The organism is Paraburkholderia guartelaensis (genome assembly GCF_004353905.1).
In the GTDB taxonomy this organism is placed as follows: Bacteria; Pseudomonadota; Gammaproteobacteria; order Burkholderiales; family Burkholderiaceae; genus Paraburkholderia; species Paraburkholderia guartelaensis.
Genome location: NZ_SMOD01000008.1, coordinates 95474 through 108442, shown reverse-complemented (window position 1 = coordinate 108442; position 12969 = coordinate 95474). Strand labels below are relative to the sequence as shown.

At 65.3% G+C, this 12969-nt stretch carries 12 protein-coding genes; 5 read left to right on the top strand and 7 right to left on the bottom strand.

Annotation, left to right across the window (positions count from 1 at the left end; all coding sequences use genetic code 11):
* Positions 1–57: 57 nt before the first annotated feature.
* Complete coding sequence (locus E1N52_RS12575; protein ID WP_133183111.1) at positions 58–630, bottom strand: TetR/AcrR family transcriptional regulator; 573 nt, start codon at positions 628–630, stop codon at positions 58–60.
* Between the two features lie 366 nt (positions 631–996).
* Between E1N52_RS12575 and E1N52_RS12570 the strand changes: the two genes are divergently transcribed.
* The 4 genes from E1N52_RS12570 (at position 997) to E1N52_RS12555 (ending at position 6786) form a co-directional block, all read left to right on the top strand.
* A complete protein-coding gene (locus tag E1N52_RS12570) occupies positions 997–2538 on the top strand; it encodes a methyl-accepting chemotaxis protein (protein ID WP_133183110.1) in 1542 nt (513 codons plus the stop codon).
* A 192-nt stretch (positions 2539–2730) separates the two neighbouring features.
* The gene (locus E1N52_RS12565; protein WP_133183109.1) at positions 2731–3186 is read left to right on the top strand and encodes a (2Fe-2S)-binding protein; all 456 of its coding nucleotides are present in this window, start codon (positions 2731–2733) and stop codon (positions 3184–3186) included.
* Position 3187: 1 nt separating this feature from the next.
* Positions 3188–5452: a xanthine dehydrogenase family protein molybdopterin-binding subunit gene (locus E1N52_RS12560; RefSeq protein ID WP_133183108.1), complete on the top strand. Its 2265-nt coding sequence runs from the start codon at positions 3188–3190 to the stop codon at positions 5450–5452.
* An 11-nt stretch (positions 5453–5463) separates the two neighbouring features.
* A complete protein-coding gene (locus E1N52_RS12555) occupies positions 5464–6786 on the top strand; it encodes a c-type cytochrome (protein WP_133183107.1) in 1323 nt (440 codons plus the stop codon).
* Positions 6787–6856: 70 nt separating this feature from the next.
* Here the strand turns inward: E1N52_RS12555 and E1N52_RS12550 are convergent, their stop codons facing one another.
* Entirely contained in the window at positions 6857–7660 is an 804-nt protein-coding gene (locus E1N52_RS12550) for a transporter substrate-binding domain-containing protein (RefSeq protein WP_133183106.1), read from the bottom strand.
* 216 nt (positions 7661–7876) lie between these two features.
* Between E1N52_RS12550 and E1N52_RS12545 the strand changes: the two genes are divergently transcribed.
* Entirely contained in the window at positions 7877–8590 is a 714-nt protein-coding gene (locus E1N52_RS12545; protein ID WP_133183105.1) for a Type 1 glutamine amidotransferase-like domain-containing protein, read from the top strand.
* Between the two features lie 59 nt (positions 8591–8649).
* Here the strand turns inward: E1N52_RS12545 and hutG are convergent, their stop codons facing one another.
* The 5 genes from hutG to E1N52_RS12520 are packed head-to-tail and all read right to left on the bottom strand — an operon-like array spanning position 8650 to position 12956.
* A complete protein-coding gene (gene hutG / locus E1N52_RS12540; protein ID WP_133183104.1) occupies positions 8650–9459 on the bottom strand; it encodes an N-formylglutamate deformylase in 810 nt (269 codons plus the stop codon).
* Positions 9460–9486: 27 nt separating this feature from the next.
* On the bottom strand, positions 9487–10905 hold the full coding sequence (locus tag E1N52_RS12535; RefSeq protein ID WP_425468045.1) for a formimidoylglutamate deiminase: 1419 nt from the start codon (positions 10903–10905) through the stop codon (positions 9487–9489).
* A gap of 4 nt (positions 10906–10909) precedes the next feature.
* Positions 10910–11527, bottom strand: coding sequence for a HutD/Ves family protein (locus E1N52_RS12530; RefSeq protein ID WP_133183103.1), 618 nt, complete (start codon positions 11525–11527; stop codon positions 10910–10912).
* Positions 11524–12291: an amino acid ABC transporter ATP-binding protein gene (locus E1N52_RS12525; protein WP_133183102.1), complete on the bottom strand. Its 768-nt coding sequence runs from the start codon at positions 12289–12291 to the stop codon at positions 11524–11526. Before E1N52_RS12525 ends, E1N52_RS12530 begins: the two co-directional genes overlap by 4 nt.
* A complete protein-coding gene (locus E1N52_RS12520) occupies positions 12288–12956 on the bottom strand; it encodes an amino acid ABC transporter permease (RefSeq protein WP_133183101.1) in 669 nt (222 codons plus the stop codon). The genes E1N52_RS12525 and E1N52_RS12520 overlap by 4 nt, the downstream gene beginning before the upstream one ends.
* Positions 12957–12969: the final 13 nt, after the last annotated feature.

Here is a 12969-nt window from a genome sequence, read left to right as displayed (position 1 = left end):
GTGCATATGCACATATATAAGCAAATGAAATCGCCAGTGCCTGGCGAGCGCTTTCGTTCAGATCATTTCGATGTGTTGCCTGACGTCTTCCAGCAGCGACGCAGAAGCGTCCTGATCGGGGATGATGCGCGCCATGGTCAACGCGCCGATCATGGCCGCGAGCGCGAAAACGGCCTGCGAGCGGTCCGCCTCTTCCTCCGGCGGCGCCATGCGCGCCGCCAGCATGTCCACCAGTGCGTCGAACCCGCGCGACGCCGCCGCGCGTGTAGCGTCGTCCGCGCGCGCCAGTTCGCTGCCCATGCCGGCAAGCGGGCAACCGTTCGCGCGCGCGTCGCGATGGCCGGTCGACATGTACGCGTCCACGATCGCCCGGAACGCTTGCTCGCCCGCGGCCCCATCCGCAGCGGCGACGAGGTTTTCGACGATGCCGGCAAGCCCCGCCTCGCACGCCTCGGCAACCAGTTGGTCCTTCGACTCGAAATGGCGATAAAAGCCGCCATGCGAAAGCCCGGCGGCGGCCATCACGTCGGCGAGTCCCGTTGCGTGGATGCCATTCGCCCTGAATGCCCCAGCCGCGACTTCCACGATGCGCTCCCGCGTTTGCGCCGTTTCGACCTTCGACTTCCTCATGATGACCTGCGCTCCGTGACTCGATGTTGTTTAGATGGTAGTCATCATCTATATGGAAGTCAAGGCGCGTTTTGGGGTGACCCAGACATCTTCGATACGCCCCCGTTTTGCTGTTCCAAAGCTGGCACTGGCCACATGGAAAGTTTTAACCATTTCGTACATAAAATTGCAATAGTCGATGCGTACAGACGCTCTGCAGGCGAGCGCATTACTCCACATGCATCATGCGCTCACGCTGCACACGATTTGTGGTTTCTCGCTCCACTGATACCCAGGGATACCGAGCATTAAAGTCGACAGACCGGGTGCCGATAGTGTTAACCAATTGGTTAATTTATCCTTCGACATCGCTCCCACTGGCCTGAAATGAAAGTCTCGACCAAGCTCGCACTACTCGTCGGCACCGCACTCATCGGTTTGCTTTGCATCGCCGCCGTCACGCTGACGCAACTGAAGCAGGCGCTCGTCGAAGGCCGCCAGGAGCAAATCCAGAATCTGCTGTTGAAGGCGGAGCACCTGGTGCTCTATTACCAGTCGCTGGAATCGCAGGGAAAGATGACGCGCCTCGACGCCCAGGCCGCCGCTAAAACCGCCATCGGTCAGTTGAATGCCAACAGCAAAAGCTATTTCTGGGTAACGACGTCAGACAGCGTCAATCTCGTCCATCCCGTGGCCGAGTTGATCGGCAAGAAGTCGGGCGGCAACCGCACCACTTCCGGAGATCTCACCGATACGCAGGCCTACGCCCAGGGCCTCGCCACCAACCATATCGCGCTCGTCGACGTGCTGATCCACCGCACCCCTACAAGCCCGCTCGAACCCAAATTGCAGGGCGTCGTCGCAATTCCCGCATGGCAGTGGTGGATCGGCACGGGCTTCTTCTATGACGACATCGATGCCGCTTTCTGGCGCGTCGCGCGGACCATGCTTGCGGTTTCCGCGCTCATCTTCGCAATGGTCGGCATCATGGCGTGGTCGATGATGCGTGGCATTCGTCGTGCGCTGGGCGGCGAACCCGTCGACGCAGCCGAATTCGCCGCGCAGATCGCAGCGGGCAATCTCGCGGCACACATCGAACTTCGCGTGGGCGACAAGTCGAGTCTGTTACACGCACTCAGCGAAATGCGCGGCAAGCTGCGTGAACTCGTGCAAGGCATTCAACAATCGAGCGACTCGATTGCAACCGGCGCATCGGAGATCGCGCACGGCAACATCGACCTCTCGCAACGTACGGAAGAACAGGCCGCCTCGCTCGAGGAAACGGCCGCGAGCATGGAGCAATTGACCGCCACTGTGAAGCAGAATGCCGAAAACGCCCGTCAGGCACGCCAGCTCGCGGCACTCGCTTCGGACGCGACCGGCCGCGGCGGCTCCGCAGTCAACGAAGTCATCCAGACCATGCGGGGAATCGCCGAAGAATCGAAAAAAATCGAAGAGATCATCGGCACGATCGAAGGCATTGCGTTCCAGACCAACATTCTCGCGCTGAATGCGGCAGTCGAGGCTGCTCGCGCTGGCGAGGAAGGTCGCGGATTTGCGGTCGTCGCTGGGGAAGTACGCGCGCTTGCGCAACGCAGTGCATCGGCTGCGAAAGACATCAAGGCGCTCATTGGCGCGTCGGTGGGACGCGTGGACGAAGGCACCGGACAGGTCTCGCTCGCGGGCGAAAGAATGAAGGAGATCGTGCATTCGATCACGCGCGTGAGCGACATCATGGGCGAGATTGAATCGGCCTCCGTCGAGCAAAGCACGGGGATCGAGGAAGTCAATCGCGCTGTTTCGCAAATGGACGAGGTCACGCAGCAAAATGCGGCGCTCGTTGAAGAAGCCGCCGCGGCGGCCGCAGCGCTCGATGAGCAGGCGGCGCGGCTGCGCTCTACGGTGGGCGCGTTCAGACTGGCATCGTAAGCGAGCCACCACGTGGCCTGTTTTCTGCACATATTTAAAGGCGGCGCTACACTCGGGCGGTTGTCGAAAGGCCGTGCCCACGGGCCTGCGCTTTAGCCCGCTCATTAGGCGGGCCAAACGGAACAGCCAGCGCGCGGACGCTTCGATTGCACGATCAAGAACGACAAATCCCCACTCTCGGAGAGCCGCCCCATGACGACGCTAACCATCAACGGAGAAACACATACGGTCGACGCGCCGCCCGACATGCCGCTGCTCTGGGTCCTGCGCGACATCGTCGGCCTCACCGGCACGAAGTTCGGCTGCGGCATTGCACAGTGCGGCGCATGCACGGTGCATCTCGACGGCATGGCCACGCGCTCGTGCGTGCTGCCCGTCGCGGCCGTTGCGGGCCGCAAGATCACCACCATCGAGGCGATCGGCGCCACCCCCGCTGGACAGAAGGTGCAAAAGGCCTGGCGCGAGATCGACGTCGTGCAGTGCGGCTACTGTCAATCGGGGCAGGTGATGTCGGCGACAGCGCTCATTGCCGCGAATCCGAACCCGAGCGACGCGGATATCGATGCCGCCATGGCGGGCAACATCTGCCGCTGTGGCACCTATGTGCGCATTCGCGCCGCCATCAAGCAAGCCGCGAAGGAGGCCTGAGATGTCACAGGGTCTCCTCGATGCGCAAAACGGCGCGCCAGAACGCAAGCAGCATGTCACCGCAAGCGGCCAATTCTCGCGCCGCACTTTTCTCAAGCTCGGCGCGGCGGCGGGCGGCGGCCTGCTGCTCGGGATCAGCTTTTCTGCCGGCGCGCAGGGCGACAGCCAGACGCGTCGATCGGTCGTTGGCGGCGACGGCAACGAAGCCCCGCAAGACGGCGTGTTCGAGCCGAACGCGTTCGTCCAGATTGACCGCTCGGGCAAGGTCACGCTCATCGTCCCGAAGGTGGAGATGGGGCAAGGCGTGTACACATCGATTCCGATGCTGATCGCGGAAGAACTCGAAGTGCCGCTCGATAGCGTCACGATCGATCACGCGCCGCCCAATGCGAAGCTCTTTACCGATCCGCTGCTCGGCGGCCAGCTTACGGGCGGCTCGACGTCGATTCGCTTTGCCTGGCAGCCCATGCGCGAAGCGGGCGCCGCCGCGCGCACCGTTCTGATCCAGGCGGCGGCGCAGCAGTGGCAAGTCGATCCGGCCACCTGCCACGCCAAAGCGGGCGAGGTGTTGCACGACGCGAGCGGCCGGCGCATCGCCTATGGCCAGCTCGTCGATGCGGCCGCCCATCTGCCCGTGCCGCAGAAGGTCGCGCTCAAGGACCCGAAAGACTTCACGCTGGTCGGCAAGCCCACAAAGCGCCTCGACTCGCCCGAGAAGGTGGACGGCGCGGCGCTTTTCGGCCTCGACGTGCGCCTGCCCGACATGGTCTACGCCGCCATCGTGAACTGCCCTGTGTTCGGCGGCACGCTCGCGAAGGTCGACGACACGCACGCGAAGCAGGTTCCCGGCGTCACGCAGATCGTGAAGATTGACAACGCCGTGGCCGTGATCGGCGCGCACACGTGGGCCGCGAAACGAGGCGCCGCGGCGCTCGTCGTCGAGTGGAACGAAGGCGCGGGCGCGACCGTTTCGATGCAGCAGATCGTCGCCGATCTCGCGGGCGCCTCGCAACGCGAAGGCGCCGTCGCGCGCAAGGACGGCGACGTGCAGCAGGGATTCGGCACCGCAAAAACGCGCATCGACGCCGTTTATCAGCAGCCGTTTCTTGCGCACGCAACGATGGAGCCGGTCAACTGCACCGTCCACGTGCAGCCCGATAGCTGCGAAATCTGGGTGGGCAGCCAGGTGCCCACGCGAGCCGTGGATGCGGCCGTGGCCGTCACGGGTCTGAAGCCCGAGCAGGTCACGCTGCACAATCACCTGCTTGGCGGCGGCTTCGGGCGGCGACTCGAAACCGATTTCATTACCCAGGCCGTCAAGATCGCCAAACAGCTCGGCGTGCCGGTCAAGGTCTTCTATACGCGCGAAGAAGATATCCAGCACGACATGTACCGGCCGTATTACTACGACCGTCTCTCGGCCGGGCTCGACGCGAACGGCAAGCCCGTGGCCTGGCAGCATCGCATCGCGGGCTCCTCGATCATGGCGCGCTTTGCGCCCCCCGCGTTCCAGCACGGCGTCGACCCCGACGCCGTCGAAGTCGCCGCCGACCTCCCCTACGACCTGCCGAACCAGTTGATCGAATACGTGCGCCAGGAACCGCACGCGGTGCCCACCGCGTTCTGGCGCGGCGTGGGGCCCACGCGCGGCACGTTCGTGGTGGAGAGCTTCGTCGACGAGCTGGCCGTGGCAGCGAAAACCGATCCGGTCACCTACCGCCGCAACCTGCTCGGCAAGTCGCCGCGCGCGCTCAACGTGCTCGACGTGGCCACGCGCGCCGCGAACTGGGGCCCACCCTTGCCGAAGGGCCAGGGACGCGGCGTTTCGGTGATGCACGCGTTCGGCAGCTTCCTCAGCATGGTCGCGGACGTGACCGTTGACGACGGCGAGGTCCGCGTGAACCGCGTGGTCTGCGCCGTGGATTGCGGCATGGCAGTGAATCCCGAGACCATCGAGGCGCAGATCCAGGGCGGCATCGTATTCGGCATCACGGCCGCGCTGTGGGGCGAGATTACGATCGAGCGCGGACGCGTCACGCAAACCAACTTCACCGACTACCGGATCATGCGCATCGACCAGACGCCGGTCATCGAAGTGCATCTCGTGAAAAGCGCCGAAGCGCCCGGCGGTATCGGCGAACCCGGCACCTCGGCGGTCATACCGGCCGTCACGAATGCGATCTACGCGGCGACCGGAAAGCGTCTGCGGCACTTGCCCGTGGGTCGCCAGCTCGTGAACGCGGGCGCGTCCGCACAGTCGGCTTGAGGGAGCGAACCATGACGAAAACGATCGACGCATCCCAACGAGCCCGCGGCCTGCGCCGCTTTGCGGGTGCCACGCTCGCGCTAGCAGCGTTTGCGGGCGTGACTGCGCGCCCCGCCCTCGCGGCGGCCGCTGCGGACGCCGCCACGATCCAGCACGGCGCCTACCTCGCCGCCGTGGGCGACTGCGCGGCGTGCCACACCGCGCCGCACGGCAAGCCGTTTGCAGGCGGCCTGCCGATGACCACGCCGCTTGGGCGCATCTACTCGACCAACATCACGCCCGACCCGGACACCGGCATTGGCGGCTACACGCAAGCGGACTTCGCGCGCGCCATGCGCGAGGGCGTCGCCAAGGACGGCCACAACCTCTATCCGGCGATGCCTTATCCCTCGTATGCGAAGGTGCGCGACGAGGACGTCGCCGCGCTCTACGCGTACTTCATGCAAGGCGTGCAACCCGTCAAGCAGAGCAACCGCGACGCCGACATCAAGTGGCCGATGAACATGCGCTGGCCGCTCAAGATCTGGAACGCCGTCTTCCTCGAAAAAGGCGCGTACCAGGACAAAGCGGGCAAGGACGTGGCATGGAACCGCGGCGCGTACCTCGTGCAGGGTCTCGGCCATTGCGGCTCGTGCCACACGCCGCGCGGCATCGGCTTCAACGAGAAGGCGCTCGACGAAAGCGGCGACGCCTGGCTCACGGGCGCCCTGCTCGACGGCTGGTTCGCCTCGAACCTGACCGGCGCGCACAACACGGGCCTCGGGCGCTGGAGCGAAGCCGACCTCGCACAGTTCCTGAAGACGGGCGCGAACCAGCACGCCTCAGCGTTCGGCGCGATGACCGACGTGATCAACAAGAGCACCCAGAGCATGAACGACGCGGACGTCAACGCGATCGCGGTCTACCTGAAGTCGCTGCCGGCGAAGGGCGACGACGGCGGACCGGCCTACGCCTATGACGCGCAGGCGACGAAAGTGTCGCTCTCGCGTCCGGCGAACGATGCGGGCGCGCGCGTCTACACGGCGTATTGCATGCATTGCCACGGCGCCGACGGGCGCGGCTTCGCGCCGATGTTCGCGCCGCTCGCGGGCAATCCGAACGTGCTGGAGAAGGACGCGTCGTCGCTCATCAACGTCACGCTCAACGGCACGGGCGATCTCGTGATCCAGGGCATGCCCGCGCCGTACCCCATGCCCGCTTATACAGATGTCCTAAGCGACAAGCAGATCGCCGATGTGCTCACGTTCGTTCGCGCGGGCTGGAACAACAAGGCAGGCTCGGTGGGTGCAGCAGAGGTCGCGAAGATGCGTACCAGGACGCAGGCGGCGCGATAGGAAGGAGTGTTGAAACGATCGCGCCGGCCAGGAATTCGGCCGGCGCGAGTATTGCGAAATGCGTTTAGCGTTAGTGCGCGAGCGGTTGGGTCACGTCCTGGCCGAACCACTGCATGGAGATTTTCTTGAGCGTGCCGTCCTGCTTGAGCGAGGTAAGCGCGTCGTTGATCGCCTTCTCGAACTTCGGATTGCCCTTGCGGAACGGAATGGCCATTTCCTGATCGGCGCCCGGCAACACAGCGCCCGGACGCAGCGGGAGATTCGACGTCTTGATGATGTACGGCAGCATCAGACGGTCGTCCATCGTCGCGTCGATGCGCTTCGCGGCCAGGTCGCGCAGCTTCTCGGGCGCGCCGGGGTACGTCTGCACGTTGATGCCCGGCACAGCGCGCGCCATCTGGTCATAGTTGGTGCCGAGCGTCACGCCGAGCTTCTTGTCGCCCTTGAATTCGTCGAGCGTCTTGAATTCGCGTTTGTCGTCGGAGCGCTGGATCAGCTGCGCAGCCGAGTACGTGTACGGCTGGCTGAAGTCGAGCGCCTGCTGGCGTTGCGGCGTAACGGTCACCTGATTGACGATCACGTCGAACTTGCCGGCCTGCAGCGCCGCAATAATGCCGCTCCACTCGGTCGGAATGAACTCGGGCTTGACCCCAAGCTTGGCCGCCACTGCCTTCGCGACGTCCACGTCGAAGCCGACGAGGTCGCCCTTGCTGTCACGGGAATCGAACGGGGGATAGGTGCCTTCCAGACCGATCTTGAGCACCCCGGCCTGTTTGACCGAATCCAGCAGATCTTCCGCATGGGCGGAAAGGGCGGTAAATCCGAGTGCCGATACGGCAAGCGCGCTTGTGAACAGGAGCTTCTTCAACTTCATTCAAACTCTCCTCTTTATGTGGATGTCTCGACTGCTTCGCGATGGCACATCAGCGCCCCCCCGAGGCCGCGTCGCTAGAGAATACTACGATCGGCAGCGCGATCGTAGCCCGCACAACTGAGTACTTTCCCGCGCTGAGCGGCGCGCGGAACGGGGCAAACCCGAATGCGCCAGGCACCGCGCTATCATCGGCCATTCGCCATACGTGGAGCGCGCATGCGGCAAATCCTCGCAATCGGCGGCGGCGGCTTCATGATGGAGAGCACGCCGTCCCCGGTCGATCGACTCATTCGCGATTTAACCGCGAAGGCACAACCGGCCGTCTGTTTTCTCGCCACGCCAAGCGGCGATCTGCCCGCGCATGTCGACCGTTTTCACGAAATGTATGGCGCCCTCGGCTGCAACACGTCTCACCTGGCGTTCTTCCGCCAGCCCGATTCCCGGTCGATCAACCCGTCCAGCTATCGCGAAGCCCTGTTGCAGCAGGACGCGATATTCGTCGGCGGCGGCAATACGAAATCCGCGCTCGCGGTGTGGCGCGAATGGGCGCTCGACGGCGTGCTGCGCGAAGCGTGGCAGCAGGGCATTCTGCTTGCGGGCATGAGCGCAGGCGCGATGTGCTGGTTCGAGGCCGGACTCACCGACTCGTTCTGGGGCGGCGCCTACCGCCCGCTGCCATGCCTGGGGTTTCTCCCGGGCGGCTGCGCCGTGCATTACGGCAGCGACCCGAAGCGGCGCGAAACGCTGCACGCCGCGCAGCGCGCGCGGGCCGTGCCGCCCTCGGTAGCGATCGACGATTTCGCGGCGGTGCTGTACGCCGATACCCGCATCGATCGGGTGTTCGCCTGGCGCGACGGCGCTAGCGCATGGCGCGTGAGCGCCGACGGCGACGAGGTCGTCGAGACCGCGCTCGCGCCGGAACGCCTTTGATGTCGGCGGCTGCGTGAAAGGTAGGGATTCGCTTAATAGTGCATTCACGCGCCGCGCAATCAGCCCGCGGAGGCGTTCATCGCCTTCACGGCCTCTAACGCGCCGCCAACCATCCTGCTCACCACCGGCTCGACTTTCTGCGCGAGCAAAGGCGCGTAGTCGAACGGCGCTGCCTCGCGCATGTACGTCGACTGGCACATTTCGAGTTGCACGGCATGTACGCCGTCCTGCGGCGCGCCGTAATGACGCGTGTTGTAGCCGCCCTTGAAGCGGCCATTCGCGATCCACGTGAAGTCGCTCGCGGCTGCCGCGCGCTCGACCACCGCCTGCACCGGCGCCGCCGCCGTGCGGCCGTCCTGCGTGCCGATGTTCAGATCGGGCAGCTTGCCGTCGAATAGCCGCGGCAGCACGCTCGCAATCGAGTGCGCTTCCCACAGCAGCACGTTGGCGTGCTGTGCGCGCAGGCGCTGCAGCTCGGCGCGCAGCGCGTCGTGATACGGCTGCCAGTACGCGGCGACGCGGCGTTGCCGCTCGTGCGCATCAGGCGCGCGACCCTCGCGATAGAGCGCCTCGCCACGGAACGTTTCGGTCGGGCACAGCGAAGTCGTTGTCTGCCCCGGATACAGGCTTTCGTCGTTGGGCGGGCGGTTCAGGTCGATCACATAGCGCGACACGCGCGCACCGAGTATCGTCGCGCCCAGCGTCTTCGCAAACGCATAGAGGCGGTCGAGATGCCAATCGGTATCGGCGACCGTGAGTGCGATGTCCGTATAAGCGTCGCGCAGCGACTCGGGAATCTGCGTGCCGAGATGGGGAATCGAGATCAGCAGCGGCGCCGTGCCGCGTTCGAGCGTAAAGAGGTCGGTCATGGGGGCTCCGTTCGGTTGGCCGCGCACTCAAGCGCCGGCGAGGAGATGGTTCAACGCGTTGCGATAGCCGGCGTACAGGCGCGTTTCGTCGCGGTGGCGGCGCTGCGCAACGACCTGCTCGCCGCCCACATAGACGTCGCGCACCGGCGTCTCGCCGTGCTCGCAGAACACCACTGAGGATAGCCAGCTTTGCGGCGTCTGCTGCGCGAGGTTCGGATGCTGCGCGTCGAGCACGAGCCAGTCCGCGCGGGCGCCCTCCTGCAATGCGCCCACCGCGCGCCCCGTCGCGCGCGCGCCGCCCGCGAGCGCCGCGTCGAAAAGACGGTCGGCCACCTGCGCGGTCTTGGGCGACGCGAGCACGTTGCGCTCGCGCCGTGCGAGCCGCTGACCGTATTCGAGCAAGCGTAGCTCCGCGCGCCAGTCCACGCCGATATGGCTGTCCGAGCCCACGCCGAACGCGCCGCCCGCATCGAGATAGTCGCGCGCGGGGAAAATGCCGTCGCCAAGATTCGCTTCGGTCGTGAGGCACAGGCCCGCAATCGCACCGCTCTGTGCGAGCGCGGCGGTCTCCCGCGCATCGATATGCGTCGCATGGACGAGGCACCAGCGCGCGTTCACGTCGAACCGGTCGAGCAGCCATTGCACCGGCCGCGCGCCTTCGGTCGTCATGCAAGCCTCGACCTCGGCCGTCTGTTCGGCGATGTGGATATGCACGGGCGCGTGAGGAAACGCGTGGTTCAGACCTTCCAGCAGCACGCGCAACGAGTCCTGCGAAACCGCGCGCAACGAATGTGGCGCGACGCCATAGCGCAACGCGCCGTGCTCGGGCCGCCACGCACGCAGCGCCTCGACGATGCCGAGCAACTGGTCCGGCGTGTTGATGAAGCGCCGCTGATCGTCGCGCGGCGCTTGCGCGCCGAAGCCGCTGTACTGGTAGAGCACGGGCAGCATGGTCATGCCGATGCCTGTCACGCTCGCTGCGTCCACCACACGCTGCGCCAGTTCGGCGGGGCTCGCATAACGCTGGCCGTCCTGCGCGTGATGCACGTAGTGAAACTCGCAGACGGACGTGTAGCCCGCCTTGAGCATTTCCACGTAGAGCCAGCTTGCGACCGCGGCAAGATCGTCGGGCGTGATGCGCGCCGCGAAGCGGTACATCAGGTCGCGCCAGCTCCAGAAGCTGTCGGTCGGATTCGCGCGATATTCGGTGAGGCCCGCCATCGCGCGCTGGAACGCATGCGAATGGAGATTAGGCATGCCAGGCATGATCGGGCCCGGCGCGTGCGCGACGCCTTGAGGCACTTGCGCCAGATCGGGCGTCACGCGGCGCAACGTGCCCGTGGCGTCCCATTCGAGCAGCACATTGCGGCGCCAACCGCCGGGCAAATACGCATGATCCGCGAAGAGCGCGTTCGTCATGGAAAGCGGAGGAATCAGGGTGCTCATGAAATCAGGCTTGCGCGATATCGAGTGTGGCGACAAGCAGCGCGCCCTCGACGCGCGTTTCGAGGTCCACGGCTTGCTCCGCGTCCACGCGCAACGTGTCGCCGGGCGCGAGCGCAATGAAGCCCTCGCCCGCCACGCTCACCTCGGCTTGACGTTGCACGGCATGCAGCAACACGGTCTGCGCATGCACGCTGCGCCGCGTTGCCTCGCGCCACACTTCGAGCGCGCCGCGCGCGGCCTCGCGGCGCACCATCAGGTTGAACACGCGCACGGGCCCGGCGGCGATCCGTGCATCGGTTGCGGCTTCACCGGCAAAGCGGGCGATGTCCAGCACGCGTTTCAGCGTATGCGTGGCGTGAGACTCTTGCCCGCCTGCGCGCGCCTCATTCAACTGCAAGGCGGCACCGTCGATCAACACGAGCGTGCGGTCTATGCCCGCGAAGCACGAAAACGGCCCGGCTTGCGCGATATCCGCGAGACTCACACGCCACGCGAACCCATCGGGCAGCGCGCTCGCTGCGCAAGCCGTCGCGATTTCACGCGTCACGCCGCCGCCGTTTTTCCAGGGCGCGGGCACAAGATCGACGCCGCGCAGCAGCGTCACTTTTGCACCTTGGCTCATGCTCGCGACAACACCGCTTGCAGGAAACTGCGCGTGCGCGGCTGTGCCGGCGCGGTGAAGATCGTCGAAGGCGGCCCCGCCTCGACGATCTCGCCGCCGTCCATCACCACCACGACGTCGGCCACTTCCTTCGCGAAACCCATCTCGTGCGTGACGACCACCATCGTCATGCCCTCGGAAGCCAGCAGCTTCATGACCTGCAGCACCTCGCCGACCAGCTCCGGGTCGAGAGCCGATGTCGGCTCGTCGAACAACATCACGCGCGGCTGCATGGCGAGCGCACGCGCAATGGCGACACGCTGCTTCTGCCCGCCCGAAAGGCTCGCCGGCATCACATGCGCCTTGTGCGCGAGCCCGACTTTCTCGAGCAGCGCAAGCGCGGCGGACTCGGCTTGCGCCTTCGTAGCCCCTCGCAACATGCGCGGTCCAACGGTGATGTTGTGCAGCACGGAGAGGTGCGGGAACAGGTTGAACGACTGGAACACCATGCCGACTTCGGTACGCAGCGCATTGAGCGCGCGGTCCTTGAGCATCGCGCCGTTTTCCACGAGGCGATGACCGCAGATATCGACGGTGCCGCCTTCGGGCTGCTCGAGCCCGTTGCAGCAGCGCAGGAATGTGCTCTTTCCCGAACCGCTCGGGCCGATCACCACGACCACCTGTTGCGGCTGAATGTCGAAGTCGATGCCGTTGAGCACGAGGTGCGAACCAAACGACTTCTTGAGTCCGCGAATGCTGACGATCGGATCCGGTTGCGCGCTCATTGCACCATCCCTCCTGCGCGCAAGCGGCGCTCGACGCGATGCAGCGCATAGTTAGTCGTCTGCGTCAGCACGAGATAGACGAGCGCGATCACGAGATACACCTCCAGCGAGCGATACGAAACGCTGATGATCTTCTGGCCTTCATGCATCAGGTCGTCGATCGTCAGCAGCGAGACCAGCGCGGAATTCTTGATGAGCGCGATGAATTCGTTGCCTAGCGGCGGAATCATGCGAACCACGGCCTGCGGCAGGATGATCGCGCGCATGGCCTGCGCCGACGACATGCCGATCGAACGCGCGGCTTCCATCTGCCCGCGATCGACGGACTGGATCGCGCCGCGCACGATCTCCGAGACATAGGCCGCCGAATAGAGCCCGAGCCCCAGCATGCCGCAGACGAACGCCGGCAGCAGGATGTTGAACTGCGGCAGTCCGAAGAACAGCAGGAACAGCTGCACGAGCAGCGGCGTGCCGCGAAAGAAGACGAGGTAGCCCGTGCAGAAGCCGTAAATGAGCCGCCGTTGCGGCGCGAGCCGGCCGATGCCGATCAGGAGGCCGAGCAAGCAGCTGAGCACGAGCGCCGCGGCGGTCACTTCCACCGTGACCAGCGCGCCGTGAGCGATGTCGGCCCAACCGGCGATAGCCGGAGAGAAGTCGAGTTGCATGGATCAGATCCGC